Annotated in this window: 16 protein-coding genes; 4 read left to right on the forward strand and 12 right to left on the reverse strand. The window is 70.6% G+C overall.

The genetic code is table 11. The annotated features are described in order from the left end of the window. Window positions 1-32 precede the first annotated feature (32 nt). A complete protein-coding gene (folD, locus tag QFW81_RS06695; RefSeq protein ID WP_280577894.1) occupies window positions 33-890 on the reverse strand; it encodes a bifunctional methylenetetrahydrofolate dehydrogenase/methenyltetrahydrofolate cyclohydrolase FolD in 858 nt (285 codons plus the stop codon). 72 nt (window positions 891-962) lie between these two features. Here folD and QFW81_RS06700 point away from each other — a divergent pair, with 72 nt between their 5' ends. Further along, a complete protein-coding gene (locus QFW81_RS06700) occupies window positions 963-1,277 on the forward strand; it encodes a DUF1244 domain-containing protein (RefSeq protein ID WP_280577895.1) in 315 nt (104 codons plus the stop codon). 40 nt (window positions 1,278-1,317) lie between these two features. Here QFW81_RS06700 and QFW81_RS06705 read toward each other — a convergent pair whose 3' ends face one another. The 11 genes from QFW81_RS06705 to ndk all read right to left on the reverse strand — a co-directional run bounded on the left by QFW81_RS06705 (window position 1,318) and on the right by ndk (window position 12,535). After that, window positions 1,318-2,400 carry a DUF2272 domain-containing protein gene (locus QFW81_RS06705; RefSeq protein ID WP_280577896.1) on the reverse strand — a complete coding sequence of 361 codons (1,083 nt, stop codon included), beginning with the start codon at window positions 2,398-2,400 and terminating at the stop codon, window positions 1,318-1,320. A gap of 188 nt (window positions 2,401-2,588) precedes the next feature. Further along, the gene (gene moeB / locus QFW81_RS06710) at window positions 2,589-3,719 is read right to left on the reverse strand and encodes a molybdopterin-synthase adenylyltransferase MoeB (RefSeq protein ID WP_280577897.1); all 1,131 of its coding nucleotides are present in this window, start codon (window positions 3,717-3,719) and stop codon (window positions 2,589-2,591) included. A gap of 84 nt (window positions 3,720-3,803) precedes the next feature. Then, window positions 3,804-5,030, reverse strand: coding sequence for a molybdopterin molybdotransferase MoeA (locus QFW81_RS06715; protein ID WP_280577898.1), 1,227 nt, complete (start codon window positions 5,028-5,030; stop codon window positions 3,804-3,806). Continuing rightward, on the reverse strand, window positions 5,027-5,617 hold the full coding sequence (gene mobA / locus QFW81_RS06720; RefSeq protein WP_280577899.1) for a molybdenum cofactor guanylyltransferase: 591 nt from the start codon (window positions 5,615-5,617) through the stop codon (window positions 5,027-5,029). Before mobA ends, QFW81_RS06715 begins: the two co-directional genes overlap by 4 nt. 7 nt (window positions 5,618-5,624) lie before the next feature. Beyond that, on the reverse strand, window positions 5,625-7,025 hold the full coding sequence (gene der / locus QFW81_RS06725) for a ribosome biogenesis GTPase Der (RefSeq protein WP_280577900.1): 1,401 nt from the start codon (window positions 7,023-7,025) through the stop codon (window positions 5,625-5,627). Between the two features lie 298 nt (window positions 7,026-7,323). After that, on the reverse strand, window positions 7,324-8,487 hold the full coding sequence (gene bamB / locus QFW81_RS06730) for an outer membrane protein assembly factor BamB (RefSeq protein WP_280578343.1): 1,164 nt from the start codon (window positions 8,485-8,487) through the stop codon (window positions 7,324-7,326). Window positions 8,488-8,543: 56 nt separating this feature from the next. Then, the gene (locus QFW81_RS06735; protein ID WP_280577901.1) at window positions 8,544-9,176 is read right to left on the reverse strand and encodes a YfgM family protein; all 633 of its coding nucleotides are present in this window, start codon (window positions 9,174-9,176) and stop codon (window positions 8,544-8,546) included. Window positions 9,177-9,282: 106 nt separating this feature from the next. Next, window positions 9,283-10,122, reverse strand: a complete 840-nt coding sequence (locus tag QFW81_RS06740) for a RodZ domain-containing protein (RefSeq protein WP_280577902.1) — start codon at window positions 10,120-10,122, stop codon at window positions 9,283-9,285. After that, window positions 10,119-10,925, reverse strand: coding sequence for a type IV pilus biogenesis/stability protein PilW (locus QFW81_RS06745; protein WP_280577903.1), 807 nt, complete (start codon window positions 10,923-10,925; stop codon window positions 10,119-10,121). The genes QFW81_RS06740 and QFW81_RS06745 overlap by 4 nt, the downstream gene beginning before the upstream one ends. 4 nt (window positions 10,926-10,929) lie before the next feature. After that, window positions 10,930-12,099, reverse strand: a complete 1,170-nt coding sequence (gene rlmN, locus QFW81_RS06750) for a dual-specificity RNA methyltransferase RlmN (protein WP_425603992.1) — start codon at window positions 12,097-12,099, stop codon at window positions 10,930-10,932. 10 nt (window positions 12,100-12,109) lie between these two features. Beyond that, on the reverse strand, window positions 12,110-12,535 hold the full coding sequence (gene ndk / locus QFW81_RS06755) for a nucleoside-diphosphate kinase (RefSeq protein WP_202844673.1): 426 nt from the start codon (window positions 12,533-12,535) through the stop codon (window positions 12,110-12,112). A 202-nt stretch (window positions 12,536-12,737) separates the two neighbouring features. On the opposite strand from ndk, the gene QFW81_RS06760 reads away from it, so the two are divergent. The 3 genes from QFW81_RS06760 to QFW81_RS06770 are packed head-to-tail and all read left to right on the forward strand — an operon-like array spanning window position 12,738 to window position 17,001. Further along, complete coding sequence (locus QFW81_RS06760; RefSeq protein WP_280577905.1) at window positions 12,738-13,358, forward strand: TetR/AcrR family transcriptional regulator; 621 nt, start codon at window positions 12,738-12,740, stop codon at window positions 13,356-13,358. Between the two features lie 39 nt (window positions 13,359-13,397). Beyond that, on the forward strand, window positions 13,398-15,770 hold the full coding sequence (locus tag QFW81_RS06765; RefSeq protein WP_280577906.1) for a 3-hydroxyacyl-CoA dehydrogenase/enoyl-CoA hydratase family protein: 2,373 nt from the start codon (window positions 13,398-13,400) through the stop codon (window positions 15,768-15,770). A gap of 25 nt (window positions 15,771-15,795) precedes the next feature. Then, on the forward strand, window positions 15,796-17,001 hold the full coding sequence (locus QFW81_RS06770) for an acetyl-CoA C-acyltransferase (RefSeq protein WP_280577907.1): 1,206 nt from the start codon (window positions 15,796-15,798) through the stop codon (window positions 16,999-17,001). Window positions 17,002-17,022 lie beyond the last annotated feature (21 nt).

Here is a 17,022-nt window from a genome sequence, read left to right on the forward strand (position 1 = left end):
AAGCCACCGCGAGTCCGGCGATGCCGCGCGCCCTAGCCCGCCGCGTCGGCCGCTTCCAGCGTGTTCTGCATCAGCGTGGCCACGGTCATCGGACCGACCCCGCCCGGCACCGGGGTGATCCAGCTGGCGCGCGCGGCCGCCGGTGCGAACCCGACGTCGCCGGTCAGCCGGCCGTCGTCGAGCCGGTTGATGCCCACGTCGATCACCACCGCGCCCGGCTTCACCCATTCGCCGGGAATCAGGCCCGGACGACCGACTGCCACCACCAGGATGTCTGCCTCGCCCACGTGCCGGCGCAGCTCGTCGATCGGGGTGAACTTGTGGCAGCTGGTCACGGTGCAGCCTGCGATCAGCAGCTCCAGCGCCATCGGACGACCGACGTGGTTGCTCACGCCGACGATGGTCGCGCTGCGACCGCGCACCGGCCGGTCGGTATACGCCAGCAGCGTGGTGATGCCGCGCGGCGTGCACGGCCGCAGGCCGAACTGGCGCAGTGCCAGGTGGCCCACGTTCTCGGGATGGAAGCCGTCGACGTCCTTGCGCGGATCGATCCGGTGGATCAGGCGGGTGGCGTCGGCGATCCCCGGCAGCGGCAGCTGCACCAGGATGCCGTGCACGGCCGGGTCGGCGTTGAGCCGGTCGACCAGCGCCAGCAGCTCCGTCTCTGACGTCCCCGCCGGCAGGTCGAAATCGAAGGCCTGGATGCCGACCTTTTCCGCGGCGCGGCGCTTGTTGCGCACGTAGGACTGCGACGCCGGGTCGCTGCCCACCAGTACCACCGCCAAGCCGGGCCGTGGCAGCCCCGCCGCGATCCGTGCATCGACCCGCAGGCGCAGTTCGTCGAGCAGGGAATCGGCGATGCGCTTGCCGTCGAGGATGCGTGCGGTCATGCCGTCGTGGAGGCGTGGAACGGGAGCGCGTATTGTCTCACGCTCCCCCGACGCACCGCCAAGGAGCGAACCATGACCGACGCCGACGCCGATGCGGACACCACGCACATCGAGGCCGCCGTGTTCCGCCGCCTGCGCGCGCACCTGCTGCAACAGCGCCCGGACGTGCAGAACATCGACCTGATGATCCTCGCCGGCTTCTGCCGCAACTGTCTGGCCGACTGGTACCGCGAGGCCGCCGAGGAACGGGGCCTGGCGCTGACGCGCGAGCAGGCGCGCGAAACGGTGTACGGCGAACCGTTCGAGGCCTGGAAGGCGCGACACCAGCGCGAGGCGACGCCGGAACAGCTGGCCGCCTTCGATCAGGCGCGCCGCCGCCACGGCTGAGCACTGCGCGGAGCGGGTTCCATCGCGACGCCCGGACGGGTCAGGGCGTCGCCGGCCTCGCCGGAGCGGCCGGACAGCGCGGCAGGCCCACCTCCGGATCGCAGTGGTTGCAGCAGCGCGGCGTGGCGGGTGCGTCCGTCGTCGGCAGACCTGCGGGACCGGTCGCCCCCGGCGCGATCGCAGGTGATCCGGGCACGCCCGACGCGTATGTTCCCGGCGCGACCGGCATCGTCGATGCCGGCGTCAACCCGGCGAGTTCCTCGCCTGGCCGCAGTTGCAGCAGGACCGACCAGTCCTGACGGTTGAGGTCGCATGCGTAGGGGCTTTCCGGGCTGCACTCCGGGTCGCTGGCCAGACGCATGGGCAGGTCCGCGAAACGATCGCCCTGCGTGAGCCTGAGCCGGCGCATGGTCACGCTGTCGTACACGTTGCCGCCCACCAGGTGGGCGGTGCGCGCATGGTCGGGCGCGACCGTGATCCCGACCACCACGTCGCAGTGCATCGCCAGCCCCGGCTCGTTGCCGCTGAGCAGGGTGGCGAGCGCGCCGAAGCCATAGGTACGGGCGGTGCCGCGCACGTAGCACAGCATGTCCCCGGTACGCACCTGCGCCGCCCGCGGATCGGCCACCCGATAAGGGCTCAGGAACGGCTCGCGATAGGCGCGGCGGACGTAATGGAGATGGCTGGCCGAGCCGTCGAACCCCGGCAGCCGCGCCTTGCGCAGCACCCAGGACACGAAGGCGGCCGACCACGGCGTGTCGACCACGAACGCGCGGCACGAGGGACCCGGCACGTCGGTGTAGGCGCAATCCCCCGCCCCGGCCTGCCACAGCAGCCCGCTGCCGCGCCAGTACTCGACCACCCGCTGCCACGCCGGCTGTCCGTCGGCCAGGCGCGTGCGTTCGGCCTCTCGCACCTTCATCGCGCCGATCCGGCCGTCGACGTCGATGAGGGGCCGGAACCAGGCACGGTGCTCGGTGCAGGCCGCGGCGGCGATGCGCTGCGACGCGTCCTGGGACTGCGCGGCCTGCGCCGGCAGCGCCTGACAGGGGTCGGCGGCGGCCGCCGTCGATGCGAACAGCCACAGGCTGGCGAACACGAGAAGCACGAGACGCGGCGACATGGCGTTCCTTGCGGCGGCGTGCGTGGCCGCGGCCATCCGGGCCTTCCCGCACCGGTCCCGCCGGACCAGCCCGAACGCTACCACAGCGCCAGCGCAGGGAATGCACGTGTTGGCGACGCCGCACTTCGCTCTCGCGCATCCGTCCGGGCGCCCGCCAGCACCAGACGGCGCATCCGGCCGTGTCGTGCCTACGTCCCGGCGCAGAACGCGGCGTAGTCGATGTAGCCGGGGAACGGTGCGTCCGGCGCGCACAGCGGGCAGTCCGGGTCCGGCGCCAGCCGCGTCTCGCGGAAACGCATGCCCAGCGCGTCGAACTGCAGCAGGCGACCGGCGAGCGGTTCGCCGATGTGCAGCAGCAGCTTGAGCGCCTCGGTGGCCTGCAGCATGCCGATCACGCCCGGCAGCACACCCAGTACGCCGACCTCGCTGCAGTTGGGCGCGGCCTCCGGCGGCGGCGGTTCGGGAAACAGACAGCGGTAGCACGGTGCGCGCCCGCGCTGGCGGCCGGCATCGAACACGCTCACCTGCCCCTCGAACCGGTGCACGGCGCCGTACACCAGGGGCTTGCGCAGATGCACGCAGGCATCGTTGAGCAGGTAGCGAACGGGGAAGTTGTCGCCGCCGTCGATCACGACATCCGCATCCATGATCAGCCGCTCGACGTTGGCCGAGGACAGGCGCTCGGGCACCGGGTCGATCGCGACCCGCGGATTGAGCGCCGACAGCCGGGTCTGCGCCGACTCCACCTTGGACACGCCGGTATCGGCGTCGACATGCAGGATCTGGCGCTGGAGGTTGCTGCGGTCGACGACGTCGTCGTCCACCAGCCGCAGGCTGCCGACGCCGGCCGCGGCCAGGTAGAAGGCGGCCGGCGAACCCAGCCCGCCCGCGCCGACCACCACCACGCTCGCCGCCTCCAGCCGCCGCTGGCCGCGCGCACCGATCTCCGGCAGGCGCAGGTGGCGCGAGTAGCGCTCGTGGAAGTCCTCGTCGACCCCGACCTCCGGTCGGGTCATCGGGAACCCCTCCGCCTGCCACATCAGGGTGCCGCCGCGCACCGAGGTCACGCGCGCGAAGCCGAGCCGCTGCAGCTGTTCGGCCGCCAGCATCGAGCGCCCGCCGCTCTGGCAGATCAGCAGCGCCTCCGTGTCCGGCCCGGAGAGATAACGGTGCGGCGCGGCCTCGAGTTCGGCACGGGCGACGCCGATCGCGCCCTGGGCCATGCCCAGCTCGCGCTCGTGATCCTCGCGCACGTCCACCAGCAATGCGCCCTGGGCCAGACGGTAGCTGGCTTCGCGGGGAGTGATGTCCTTCGGCATGCCGCGATTATCGCGCCGGCGGGGAGATGCGCGTGAACCGTGGCACGGTGGCAGCCCGGCGGTGGCAGCGGCGCGACGGGCGGCTCAGTACGGCAGCACCTCGACCGGACTGCCGGCCGGATAGTCGCGTTCGCCTTCGCCCAGCACGATCAGCGCGTCGGCGCCGGCTGCCGCGCGCATGCGGTGCGAGCCGTCCGCCGGATCGGGTTCGACCCACAGCACGCCGTCCCCGTCGCTGGCAAGGCGCCCGCGCAGGAATTCGAGCCGTTCGTGGGTCTTGCGCCACGGCGAGCTGAGCCGCGCGCGCCACGGTCGCCGCGGCGCGCGGCCCTGCAGACCGTCGAGCAGCGGCCGCGCCAGCGCCAGGGTCGTGGCCAGCACCGACACCGGATTGCCCGGCAGGCACAGGAACAGCGCGGGCCCGAGACTGCCGCCGTCCGCGAGCAATGCGGGCATGCCCGGGCGCATCGCCACCTTCCAGAAATGAACCCTGCCCCGTCGCTGCAGCAGGGCCGGCAGGTGGTCCTTCTCGCCGGCCGAGACCCCGCCGCAGGTCAGCACGAGGTCGAAGGCTTCGCCGGCGTGGCGCAGGGCCGACTCGATCGCCGCCGGGTCGTCCGGCAACGTGGGCCATGCGACCGGCTCCAGCCCCTCTTCACGCAGCAGCCCCAGCAGCAGGTCGCGATTGGAGTTGTAGATCTGGCCCGGCGCGAGCGCCATTCCGGGCTCGACCAGTTCGTCGCCGGTGCAGAACAGTGCCACCGTGGGCCGGCGTGCGGTCTCGACGCGTTCGATCCCCTGTGCGGCCAGCAGCGCGACGCGCGCCGGCGTCAGCACCTCGCCGGCCACGGCCAGCGACATCCCCGCCTGCACGTCCTCGCCGCGGCGGCGCACATGCCGGCCCGCTTCGGGCACCTGCAGCACGTGCACCGTCCGGCCCTCGACCAGGGCGTGCTCGCGGATCAGCACCGTGTCCGCGCCGGCCGGCAGCGGCGCGCCGGTGGTGATGCGCACGCATTCACCCGCTCCGATCGCCGGGGCCGCCGGGCCGCCGGCGAACTGTTCCCCGGCCAGCGCCAGCACCGGCCCGGTGCCGGCGAGGTCGGCATGGCGCAACGCGAAGCCATCCATCGCCGAGTTGTCGAAGCCCGGTACGTCGATGCGGGCGGCCACGTCGGCCGCCAGCACCCGGCCCTGGGCGCGGGACAGCGCCAGGGCTTCGGCCGGCATCCGGCGCGCATGCGCGACCCGCGCCAGGATCGCGCGGGCTTCGGCATACCGGATGCGGGTCGGAAACGGGGGTCGGGTCATGGATCGGCCCATGCGATCCCGGCCGAACGCAGGTCGGCGGGCGTGTTGAGGTTGCCGAAGCGCACCCCTTCGAATGCGACCTCGGCCAGCGAAAGCCGCGCCTGCAGCGCCTGCACCGCGAGCGCGCCCGCCGCCAGCGCATCCGCGACGGCCGTCCGCTGGGCCGCGACCCGCCACAGTGCGACCAGCGGCTGCGGGCCGTCGTCGTCGCGGGCGCGGGCGCCGTCGCTCGCCCGAGCCGCCAGCAGCATGCGCAGCACGCCATCGTCGACGTCCACCAGGTCGACCGGCAGGGTGAACAGCCAAGGCGTCGGACAGGCCGCCGCCAGGGCCTCGAGCGCCCCGATCGGCCCGGCATCCGCGACCCGGTCGGGAACCGGCTCAAGGCCGGCGGCCGCCAGGCGCTCCGGCTCGCGGTTCGCACTGACCAGCACCTGCGCCACCTGCCCGCCGAAGCACGTCGCCAGCCGCAGCACCTGCGGCACGCCGCCGCGCACCAGCCAGGCTTTGTCGAGCCCGCCCAGCCGGCGCGCGCGGCCGCCGGCCAGCAGGCCGAGGCTGATCTGGTCGCGGGCGATCGGATCCACGCCGCCGTCAGCGGTTGCGCTTGACGTGGCGGATGAGCCGCTTCTTCTTGGCGACCTGGCGTTCGCTGAGCACGTTCTTCTTGTCCTTGTACGGGTTGTCGCCTTCCTTGAACACGAACTTCACCGGCGTGCCGACCAGCTTGAAGCGCTTGCGGAAGAAGTTCTCCAGGTAGCGCGTGTAGGTCGCCGACAGCGTGCGCAGTCGCGTGCCGTGGACCACGAAGGTCGGCGGGTTCTCGCCACCCGGATGGGCGAAGCGGAGTTTGGCGACGTGCCCGCGCACCACCGGGGGCGGGCTGGCCTCGTAGGCGATCTCGAGCGCGCGCGTGACCTCGGCTGTGCTGAACTGCCGCGTCGCCGAGGCGTGCGCGCGATGGATCGCGCGGAACAGTTCGCGCAGGCCGGAGCCGTGCTTGGCGCTGATGCGCACCGCCTCGGCCCACTGCACGAAGGCCAGCTTGCGCGACAGCAGCGCCTCGGTCTGCTCGCGCTGGTAGGTGGTCAGGCCGTCCCACTTGTTGACCGCCACCACCAGGGCGCGGCCGGCGTCGAGCACGGCGCCGAGCACGCTGGCGTCCTGCTCGGTCACGCCTTCGCTGGCGTCGAGCATGATCACCGCCACCTGGCACTGCTCGATCGCCTGCAGGGTCTTGATGATCGAGAACTTCTCCACTGCCACCTCGACCCTGGCCTTGCGCCGCATGCCGGCGGTGTCGATCAGGCGGTAGCGGCGGCCGTCGCGCTCCAGGTCGACCGCGATCGAGTCGCGGGTGGTGCCGGGGACGTCCGAGGCGATCATCCGCTCCTCGCCGAGGATGCGGTTGACCAGGGTCGACTTGCCCACGTTCGGGCGACCGACGAAGGCGATCCGAACGCGCTCGGGGTCGTTGTCCAGCACTTCGCCCGTGCCCTCTTCCGGCAGGCGCGCCAGGATCACCTCGAGCAGTTCGTCGATGCCGTGGCGATGGGCGGAAGAGACCGCGAAGCTGTCGGCGTAACCGTAGCGGGAGAACTCGGCCAGCGCCGCGCGCGCATCCAGGCCATCGGTCTTGTTCACCACCAGCAGCACCGGGCGCGCGGCCTTGCGCAGCCAGCGCAGGATCTCGTCGTCGAGCGCGGAAGCCCCTTCGCGGCCATCGACCACGAACAGCACCAGGTCGGCCTCTTCGGCCGCCGCGCGCGCCTGGGCCGCGGTGGCGCCCGCCAGCCCTTCCTCGCTGCCGGCGATACCGCCGGTGTCGACCACCACGAACGGCCGCTCCCCTTCGAGACGGCAGACGCCGTAGTGGCGGTCCCGGGTCACGCCCGGCTCGTCGTGCACCAGCGCGTCGCGGGTACGCGTCAGCGCGTTGAACAGCGTCGACTTGCCGACGTTCGGGCGGCCCACGAGGGCAACGGAAGGAAGCATGGCAGGCCGGATCCGGTCAGGAATGGTCACAAGCGTAGCGCGGGGGCGGACGGGGTGCGCCCCCGCCGCGGCTGCAGGGAGAATAAGGAATGCCGCGCCAGCCCCCGGCATCGACGCGCGTTCGCGGACCCAGGCCCGCATCCACCCGTGGCGACGCGCATCCGTGCGGGCGCGTCTGGGTCTGCCTGCGACGCGCGGCATTCTGGAGCCTCGTGGCCCCGGTCGCGAAGCGGGATCCGCTGCCGGCCGGCGACGTACCGACCGCCGGGAGACCCGTCGGAGTCCTTCGTCGCAGGCCTTACTGGATGCGCCAGGCCGTCAGGTCGCCGTCCACGTTCTGGACCACGAGGATCCCGTCCGCCACCACCGGTGCGCCCTTGATCGCGGCGCGGCCGGCGCGCTCGCGCACGGCGAATTCTCCGTTGTCCAGGCGCATCCAGTGCAGGTAGCCCTCGAAGTCGCCGACCACGGCGTAGTCGCCATGGATGGCCACGCCGCCGGCGTTGCGGCGCGCGAGCGCGGGCTGCTGCCAGCTTGCGGTGCCGGAACTGCGGTCCAGGCCCCAGACCGAGCCATTGCGGTCGGAGACCACCAGCTTGTCCGTCGCCAGGCCCGGGCGACCGGACCCGCCATGCTCGCTGCCCCAGATGGGGCGGCCGCTGGGGGCATCGATGGCCATCGTCGCCTGCTTGTAGCTGCTGGCGTAGAGCACGGTGCCGTCGAGCACCGGCGTACCGTCGATGTCCGCCATGCGGTCGAGCTCGGTCCGCCCGTCGGGCTGCGCCACCGGGAGGTCCCAGATCGGGCGGCCGTCGGCGATCGCGAGCGCCGCCAGGGTGCCGTCGTCATTGCCGACGAACACGAAGCCCGGGCCGAGCACCGGCCCGTCGTTGCCGCGCACGGTGAGCGAGGGCAGCTCCTTGGTCCAGAACCAGCGGCGCTCGCCGCTGGCGGCGTCGAACGCGGTGACGCGGCCGTCGTTGGAGCGCACGAACACCAGCCCCTGCCCCATGACGGGCGGCGCGATCACCTCGTTCGGCACCTGGGCCTGCCAGCGCTCGGCACCGGTGGCGGCATCCAGCGCGATGACCTCGCCCTTCAGGCTGCCGACCACCACCAGGCCTTCGCCCGCGCCCGGCCCGCCGGACAGGCGCAGGTCCGATTCATGGCGCCACACCTGGTCACCGGTCTGCAGGTCGAAGGCGCGTACGCCGCCCTCCACTGCCGCCGCGTAGACGCGGCCATCGGCGATCACCGGCGCCTGGCGGACGCCCAGATGGTCCTCGCCCTTGCCGGCGCTGGCCGACCACACCCGCGACACGCTCGCCGACGGAGTGAATTCGACCAGCTCGGCGGGCTCGGACGCGCGCTTTTCCGCCGCCTTCTCGCCATCGCCGCCGAACCAGCCGCGGATCGTGCTGCAGCCGGCAAGCGCCGACACGCAGGCGAGAACGACGAACATGCGGCCGGCGTCGCGCCGGCAGCGGGCGCTCGCGGGCGCGGGGGTGTCTGGCTTCATCAGGATTGGGTTCCCGTCGTCTCCGGCGCACCGCCGGTCTGGGTCAGCTTGAGTTCCAGCAGCTGGCGCTGCGGTGCGGCGACGTCGAGCTTGCGCAACGCCTCCTCGTAGTCCTTGCGTGCCTCGTCCACGCGGCCGAGCGCGTAGCGGGCATCGCCACGGGTCTCGATCGAGGCTGGGTCGTCGACGCCTTCGAGCAGCTTCAACGCGTCCTCGCCCTGCCCGGCATCCACCAGCAGGCGCGCCAGCCGCTGGCGGATCACCGCCGACAGGCCGGGATCCTCGCTGGTCGCGGCGCGCAGGGTGGCGATGGCGGCATCGCGGTCGCCGGCATCGAGCTGCGCCTTGGCGAGGTCGAGCGCCGCCAGCGCGGAATACTTCGTGTCCGCCAGCGAGGCGGCTTCGGTCTTCGCCTTGTCGAGTTCACCGGCCTCGACCGCCTTCAGCATGCGGTCGTAGGTTTCGCCGGTGGCGACGCGCTCCTGGTGCGCGCGCTGCGTCCACCACTTGCCGCCGCCGATCAGGGCCAGGCCGAGCACCAGCCCGCCGATCAGCCCGAGGGCATTGTCCTTCAGCCAGCTGCGGACCTTCTCGCCTTGTTCGTGCTCGTCGAGCAGTTCATCCAACGCCATCGTCTATTGCCAGTGGGTCCTGCCCGCGGCGACGGCGGGACAGGCGGAGCGATCGGGAACGCCCGGCATCGACGGCCGGGCGCGCGTTCCATCGGCGATCGCGGCGCTACTGGCCGAGCGGCGCGATGGAGCCGTCAGAGGATACCGTAAAGCGCGCGACGTTCGCGCGCTGGAACTCGGACAGATCCTGAATGCGTCCGTCGCCGCGCACTTCCACGGCGTCGGCGTTGCCGATCACCACGCGGCCCACCTCACCACCTTCGAATTCGCGCCGCTCCCCGGCCTTGAGCAGGCCGCGCTCGACCACGCCACCCGTGCCGTCGAAGATCTCGACCCAGCTGTCGCCGGAAAAACGCAGCGACAGCGCCGGCGGCGGCTCGACCTGGCGCGCGGCCGTGCGCTGCGGCATCGACGCCATCGACGCGACCAGCGGACGCGGACCCTCATCGGCCTGCGGCGCGGGCGCCTGCGGCGGCGCGGCGGCGGTGGCACCGGTGCCGGTGGGCAGGTCGAGCGAGGCGTCGACGCGGATCTGCGAGTCCAGGTGCGAACGCGTGGCCATCCACACCGGCACCGCGATCAGCGCGGTGATCACGATGTAGACCATCCGCCCCATCATCCGGTCCGCGACGCGCCGCAGCGGCGGGGTGTAGCTGCGCGGCTCCAGCCGCGCCGGTTCGATCGGCACCGAGCCCGATGCAGCCGGCAGTTCCCCGTCGATGCGCACGCCCAGCAGCCGCGCATAGCTGCGCAACTGGCCCCGGACGAATACGGGTGCGTCGAGCCGGTCCCAGGCATCGTTCTCCAGCGATTCGATCACCCGGACCGGCATCTTCAGCCGGCGCGCCACCTCGGCGATGTCCAGGCCCGCGGCCTCACGCGCCTGGCGCAGGCGTTCCCCATTGCCGCAGCCGGTCTGGCCGGCCGTCTGGTCGGAAGACTTCATGGTGTGCTGCTTTCCCCTGGAAACGCGGTCCCTGCCTGCGGAAATTCAGTCCTCAGCCGCTGAACATAGCGGGCTGCGGCGACGCTGTCGCCGAGTTTATCCTCGATTCGTGACGCCAATTCGAGTGCGGTGGGCGTGGCGGGCGCGGCGGCCAGCCGCCGCTCCGAGAACGCGCGGGCATCGAGATAGCGGCCCTGGCGCATGCTTTCCTCGGCCATCGAGGTCAGCGCCACCGCATTGACCGGGTCCAGCTCGAGCGCGGCGCGCAGGTCCCGCTCGACCCGATCGAACTGCCCGGCGCGCGCAGCGCAGGTGCCCGCGTTGGCGAGCGCACCGGCCCGGTCGCCGTAGCGGGGATCGGTGACCGCCTGGTCGAACCACGTCAGCGATTCCTCCGCGCGGCCGTTGCCGCACAGCCACGCGCCGTAGTTGTTGAATGTCGCGCCGGAAGGCCCGACGCGGGCCGCCTCGGAATGGTGGCTGCCGGACAGCTCGGCATTGCCCTGCCGCGCCGCGACCAGGGCCATCGCGGTATGGGATTCGGGCAGGTCCGGATCCGCCTTGATCGCAGCGCGCGCCTGACGGGCCGCGGCATCGAGCTCGCCCACGCGCAGGTGCCGATCCGCGGACGCGGCCAGCCGTCTCGCCTCGAGCCTGCGCTTGCCGGACTCGGTTTCCTTGAAGGTGTATTCCGGGGCCACGCGTTCGACGCCCTTGCGGCTGGCGTCCTGCTTGACGAAGGTCAGCCGCGAGCAGCCGCCCGCGACCAGCACCGCCATGGCAAGCCCCAACGCCAGCACCATGGCCTCAGGCTGCCGCATCGACGCCCCCGTCCTCGAGCCGCTTGCGGAATTCCGCCTGGCGCCGGGTGCGGTCCATCACCTGCCCCTTGAGCTGGCCGCAGGCGGCATCGATGTCGTCGCCGCGGGTGCGCCGCACCGGTGCGATGCGCCCCGATTCGTTGAGCAGCTTCTGGAAGCGCCGGATCGCCGCGTCGTCGGGCCGCTGGTAGCGGGTGCCCGGGAACGGGTTGAACGGGATCAGGTTGACCTTGGCGGCGTCCTTCATCTGCAGCCGGTTGTCGAAGTCGCGCATCAGCCGGATCAACCCGCGCGCATGCTGCGGCTGGTCGTTGACGTCCTTCATCAGCGTGTATTCGAAGGTGACCGATTCGCCGCGCTTGCGCTGCGCGTAGCGCACGCAGGACTCCATCAGTTCGGCGATCGGATACTTTTTATTGAGCGGCACCAGCTGGCTGCGCAGCTCGTCGTCGGGCGCGTGCAGCGACACCGCCAGCGACACGTCGCTGACCTCGGCGAGCCTGTCGATCATTGGCACCAGGCCCGCGGTCGAGAGCGTGACGCGCTTGTTGGCCAGCCCGTAGCCGAGGTCGTCGCGCATCACGCTCATCGCGCGCACCACGTTGTCGAAGTTCATGAGCGGCTCGCCCATGCCCATCATCACCACGTTGGTGAGCCTGCGCTGCTTGTGCGGCACGTTGCCCAGGTGCTTCGCGGCCGTCCACACCTGGCCGACGATCTCGGCGGTGGACAGGTTGCGGTTGAAGCCCTGGGTGGCGGTGGAGCAGAACTGGCAGTTGAGCGCGCAGCCCACCTGCGAGGAGACGCACAGCGTGCCGCGCCCCTTGTCGGGGATGTAGACGGTTTCGATGGCGTTGCTGCCATCCATCGCCAGCAGCCACTTGTGGGTCCCGTCGGTGGAAGGCTTCTCGAATTGCACCTGCGGCACGCGGATCTCGGCGTGCGCCTCGAGCTTGGCGCGCAGCGCCTTGCCCAGGTCGGTCATCTGTTCGAACTCGGTGACGTGGCGGTGGTGGATCCACTTCATCACCTGGTGGGCGCGGAAACGCTTCTCGCCGAGGGTATCGGCGAAGAAGCGCTCCAGACCCTCGCGATCGAGGTCGAGCAGGTTCTGTTTCGTGCTGGCTGCGACTTCGGTCACTTCAACGGATCGGATCGACGGAGGATCAACGGGGGAACACTTCGGTGCTGGCGAAGAAATACGCGATCTCGATCGCGGCGTTCTCGGACGAGTCGGACCCGTGCACCGCATTGGCATCGATGCTGTCGGCGAAGTCCGCGCGGATCGTGCCCGCGGCCGCTTCCTTCGGATTGGTCGCGCCCATCAGCTCGCGGTTCTTCAGCACCGCGCCCTCGCCTTCGAGCACCTGGACCATCACCGGTCCGCTGATCATGAACTCGACCAGCGCGTTGAAGAACGGACGTTCGCGGTGCACGGCGTAGAAGCCCTCGGCCTCCTTGCGCGAGAGGTGCTTCATCTTCGAGGCGACGACCTTCAGGCCGCCCTTCTCGAAGCGGCTGTAGATTTCGCCGATGACGTTCTTGGCGACGGCATCGGGCTTGATGATCGAAAGGGTGCGCTCCAGCGCCATGGGACATCTCCGGGCAGGGGCCGCTCGCTCCGGGGCGGCGGCCAGATTAACATGGAAAAACCCGCGTGCGGACGCGGGTTTAGCCGATATGGCTACGGTAATTCTAACGGATTGCACGGCAACGCAGCACCCCCGTGGATTGCATCATGGCCGATCCGGGTCTAGCATCAAACAAGCGTTTGATTCAGTCTTCGGAGGCCGGATGGCAGTCGCGGTGCAGCAGTTCTCTACCAAGGAGCGGATTCTCGGCGCGGCCGAGGAGCTGTTCGCCCTGCACGGGTTCTCGGGCACCTCGCTGCGGCAGGTGACCGCGCGGGCCGACGTCAACATCGCCGCGGTCAACTACCACTTCGGCAGCAAGGAGAACCTGGTCAACGAGGTCTTCCGCCGCCGCATGGACGCGATGAGCCGCCAGCGCCTCGAGCGGCTGCACGCGGCGACCGCCGACGGCAGTTGCGGGCTCGAGCAGATTCTCGCGGCCTTCGTCGAACCGGCCCTGGACCTGGCCCAGGACCGCCAGGGCCACGCCTTCATCCGGGTCATCGCGCGCGCCTATGCCGAACAGAACGACGGCCTGCGCAAGTTCCTGTCCGACCAGTACGGCCACGTGCAGCGTGACTTCGCCCGCGCCCTGGCCGCCTGCCTGCCGGGCCTGGACAAGGAGACGCTGTACTGGCGGCTGGACTTCCTGGGGGGCGCCCTGACGTATGCCATGGCGGATTTCGGGCTCATCAAGCGGCCCGCGGGGGTCGACGAGGCGACGCATCGGCGCCGCGCGGCGCAGGAACTGATCCGCTTCGCGGCCGCCGGCTTCAACGCCTGAGACGAGCGAATTTCCTTTTAAACCAGATGGATGCAGAACATGTCTGAGAAACTGCTTGTACGTCGCGCCGCGGTGCTGGGGGCTGGTGTCATGGGCGCGCAGATCGCCGCGCACCTGACCAATGCCGGCGTGGACACCGTGCTGTTCGACCTGCCTGCCAAGGATGGCGACCCCAACGGGGTGGTCAACAAGGCGCTCGCCAACCTGGCCAGGCTCAGCCCCGCGCCGCTGGCCAGCAGGTCGCTGGCCGAAGCGATCACTCCGGCCAACTACGAGACCGGCCTGCAGCAGCTGGAGGACTGCGACCTGATCATCGAGGCGATCGCCGAGCGGATGGACTGGAAGCAGGACCTGTACCGCAGAATCGCGCCCTTCGTCGCCCAGCACGCGGTCCTGGCCAGCAACACCTCTGGTCTCGGAATCAATGCCTTGGCGGATGTTCTTCCCGAACAACTTCGCCACCGGTTCTGCGGCGTGCACTTCTTCAACCCGCCCCGCTACATGCACCTGGCCGAGCTGATTCCGGCCAGGGCGACCGACAGGGAGGTGCTCGAAGGCCTGGAAGCCTTCCTCACCACCACCCTGGGCAAGGGCGTGGTCTACGCGCGCGACACGCCGAACTTCATCGGCAACCGGATCGGGGTGTTCTCGATCCTGGCCACTGCCCACCACACCGCGGCGTTCGAGCTCGGCTTCGACGAGGTCGACGCCCTCACCGGTCCGTTGATCGGCCGGCCCAAGTCGGCCACCTACCGCACCTCCGACGTGGTCGGCCTGGACACCATGGCGCACGTCATCAAGACCATGGCCGATACCCTGCCCGACGACCCGTGGCACGCGTTCTTCGAGTCGCCCCGGTGGCTGGCCGGGCTGATCGACAAGGGCGCACTGGGCCAGAAATCCGGCGCCGGCATCTTCCGCAAGTCCGGCAAGGACATCCTGGTCCTCGACCTGAAGCAGCAGGACTACCGCGCAGCCGACCGCAAGGCGGCCGACGAGGTGGTCGAGATCCTCAAGACGAAGGATCCGGTCGAGAAGTTCAGGCAACTGCGCGAAAGCCCGCACCCGCAGGCGAAATTCCTGTGGGCGGTGTTCCGCGACCTGTTCCACTACAGCGCCTACCACCTGTCCGACATCGCCGAGACCGCGCGCGACGTCGACCTCGCCATCCGCTGGGGCTACGGCTGGTCGCTCGGCCCGTTCGAGACCTGGCAGGCGGCCGGCTGGAAGCAGGTGGCGCAGTGGATCGCCGACGACATCGTGGCCGGCGAGACCATGAGCAGCGCGCCCCTGCCCGACTGGGTGTTCGACGGCCGCGAAGGGGTGCACGCCGGCGAAGGCAGCTACAGCCCCAAGCAGGACGCAAAGCTGCCCCGCTCGTCGCTGCCGGTCTACAAACGCCAGCGCTTTCCCGATCCGCTGCTGGGCGAATCCTTCCCGCAGGGCGACACGGTGTTCGAAAACGACGGCGTGCGCCTGTGGACGGACGGCGACGACATCGGCGTGGTCTCGTTCAAGACCAAGATGCACACCGTCTCCGACCAGGTGCTCGACGGGCTGCAGGAAGCGATCGGCATCGCCGAGAAGCAGTTCGCGGGCCTGGTGATCTGGCAGCCGAAGGAGCCCTTCTCCGCCGGCGCCGACCTCGCCGGCGCGCTCGGTCTGCTGCAGGCCGGCAAGGTGGATGCGTTCGAGGCGATGGTGGCCAACTTCCAGGCCACCAGCCAGCGCATCAAATATTCGCTGGTCCCGGTGATCGCAGCCGTGCGCGGACTCGCGCTCGGAGGCGGTTGCGAGTTCCAGATGCACAGCGCGCGCACTGTGGCCCATCTGGAGAGCTACCTCGGCCTGGTCGAGGCCGGTGTGGGTCTGCTGCCCGCGGGCGGCGGCCTCAAGGAGATCGCGGTGCGGGCATCCGAGGCCGCGGGTCCGGGCGGCGACGTGTTCGGCGAACTGAAGAAGACCTTCGAAACCGTGGCGATGGCCAAGGTATCCACCTCGGCGGTGGAGGCGAAGGAGCTCGGCCTGCTGCGCGCAAGCGACAGGGTCGCCTTCAACGCCTACGAGTTGCTGCACATCGCCCGGGCCGAGGCGCGCGGGCTGGCCGAGGCAGGCTATCGCCCACCGCTGCCGGCGCGGCGGATCCGGGTCGCCGGCGATGTCGGCATCGCCACCTTCCGCATGCTGCTGGTGAACATGCTGGAGGGCCGATTCATCAGCGAATACGACGACGAGATCGCGACCCGCATCGCCACCGTGCTGTGCGGCGGCGAGGTCGACCGTGGTGCGATCGTCGACGAGGACTGGCTGCTGAAGCTCGAACGGCGGCACTTCGTCGAACTCGCGCAGCAGGAGAAGACGCAGGCGCGCATCGGCCACATGCTCAAGACCGGCAAGCCGCTGCACAACTGACCGACGACGACACAGGAACCCAGACATGACCAAGCAAGTACAGGACGCCTACATCGTCGCCGCCACCCGCACCCCGGTGGGCAAGGCGCCCAAGGGCGTGTTCCGCAATACCCGCCCCGACGACATGCTCGCCCATGTGCTGCGCAGCGTGGTCGCGCAGGCGCCGGGTATCGATACGTCGCGCATCGACGATGCGATCATCGGCTGCGCGATGCCCGAAGGCGAGCAGGGCATGAACGTGGCGCGCATCGGCGTGCTGCTGGCCGGCCTGCCGGACTCCGTCGCCGCGCAGACGATCAACCGCTTCTGCTCGTCCGGCCTGCAGGCGGTCGCGCTGGCCGCCGACCAGATCCGGCTCGGGAACGCCGAGCTGATGCTGGCCGGCGGCACAGAATCGATGTCGATGGTGCCGATGATGGGCAACAAGGTGGCGCTGTCGCCATCGGTGTTCAAGGACGACCACGTCGCCATCGCCTACGGCATGGGCATCACCGCCGAGAAGGTGGCCGAGGAGTGGAAGGTGTCGCGAGAGGACCAGGATGCCTTCGCCCTGGCCTCCCACCAGAAGGCGCTGGCGGCGCAGGCGGCGGGCGAGTTCAAGGACGAGATCACGCCCTACGAGATCGTCTCGCACGTGCCCGACCTGGCCGGCAACACCATCCGGCTCAGGAAGCTGCTGGTCGAACAGGACGAGGGGCCGCGTGCGGATACCTCCGCCGAAGGCCTCGCGAAGCTGCGCACGGTGTTCCGCAACGGCCAGTTCGGCGGCTCGGTCACCGCCGGCAACTCCTCGCAGATGAGCGACGGCGCCGGCGCGGTGCTGCTGGCGTCGGAACAGGCGATCAAGGACTACGGGCTCACGCCCCTCGCCCGCTTCGTCAGTTTCTCCGTCGCAGGCGTGCGCCCGGACGTGATGGGGATCGGCCCGATCGCTGCGATCCCCAAGGCGCTGAAGCAGGCGGGCCTGTCGAAGGACCAGCTCGACTGGATCGAACTCAACGAAGCGTTCGCCGCCCAGGCGCTGGCGGTGATCCGCGATTCGGAACTCGATCCGTCGAAGGTCAATCCGCTCGGCGGCGCGATCGCGCTCGGCCATCCGCTCGGCGCGACCGGCGCGGTACGCACCGCGACTATCGTCCACGGCCTGCGCCGTCGTCGGCAGAAGTACGGCATGGTCACCATGTGCATCGGCACCGGCATGGGCGCGGCGGGAATCTTCGAGGCGCTCTGACCGCGCGGCCCCGCACCGGTT

The sequence above is a fragment of the Luteimonas kalidii genome (assembly GCF_029887935.1).
GTDB lineage: Bacteria > Pseudomonadota > Gammaproteobacteria > Xanthomonadales > Xanthomonadaceae > Luteimonas > Luteimonas kalidii.

What these genes read in the sequence shown, in the direction of transcription:
- QFW81_RS06715 (WP_280577898.1), bottom strand. Translation starts at nt 5,030, where the DNA reads ATGACCCGACCCCCGTTTCCGACCCGCATCCGGTATGCCGAAGCCCGC.
- ndk (WP_202844673.1), bottom strand. Translation starts at nt 12,535, where the DNA reads ATGGCGCTGGAGCGCACCCTTTCGATCATCAAGCCCGATGCCGTCGCC.
- der (WP_280577900.1), bottom strand. Translation starts at nt 7,025, where the DNA reads ATGCTTCCTTCCGTTGCCCTCGTGGGCCGCCCGAACGTCGGCAAGTCG.
- QFW81_RS06735 (WP_280577901.1), bottom strand. Translation starts at nt 9,176, where the DNA reads ATGGCGTTGGATGAACTGCTCGACGAGCACGAACAAGGCGAGAAGGTC.
- bamB (WP_280578343.1), bottom strand. Translation starts at nt 8,487, where the DNA reads ATGTTCGTCGTTCTCGCCTGCGTGTCGGCGCTTGCCGGCTGCAGCACG.
- QFW81_RS06700 (WP_280577895.1), top strand. Translation starts at nt 963, where the DNA reads ATGACCGACGCCGACGCCGATGCGGACACCACGCACATCGAGGCCGCC.
- QFW81_RS06770 (WP_280577907.1), top strand. Translation starts at nt 15,796, where the DNA reads ATGACCAAGCAAGTACAGGACGCCTACATCGTCGCCGCCACCCGCACC.
- QFW81_RS06740 (WP_280577902.1), bottom strand. Translation starts at nt 10,122, where the DNA reads ATGAAGTCTTCCGACCAGACGGCCGGCCAGACCGGCTGCGGCAATGGG.
- QFW81_RS06705 (WP_280577896.1), bottom strand. Translation starts at nt 2,400, where the DNA reads ATGTCGCCGCGTCTCGTGCTTCTCGTGTTCGCCAGCCTGTGGCTGTTC.
- QFW81_RS06765 (WP_280577906.1), top strand. Translation starts at nt 13,398, where the DNA reads ATGTCTGAGAAACTGCTTGTACGTCGCGCCGCGGTGCTGGGGGCTGGT.
- moeB (WP_280577897.1), bottom strand. Translation starts at nt 3,719, where the DNA reads ATGCCGAAGGACATCACTCCCCGCGAAGCCAGCTACCGTCTGGCCCAG.
- QFW81_RS06745 (WP_280577903.1), bottom strand. Translation starts at nt 10,925, where the DNA reads ATGGTGCTGGCGTTGGGGCTTGCCATGGCGGTGCTGGTCGCGGGCGGC.
- QFW81_RS06760 (WP_280577905.1), top strand. Translation starts at nt 12,738, where the DNA reads ATGGCAGTCGCGGTGCAGCAGTTCTCTACCAAGGAGCGGATTCTCGGC.
- folD (WP_280577894.1), bottom strand. Translation starts at nt 890, where the DNA reads ATGACCGCACGCATCCTCGACGGCAAGCGCATCGCCGATTCCCTGCTC.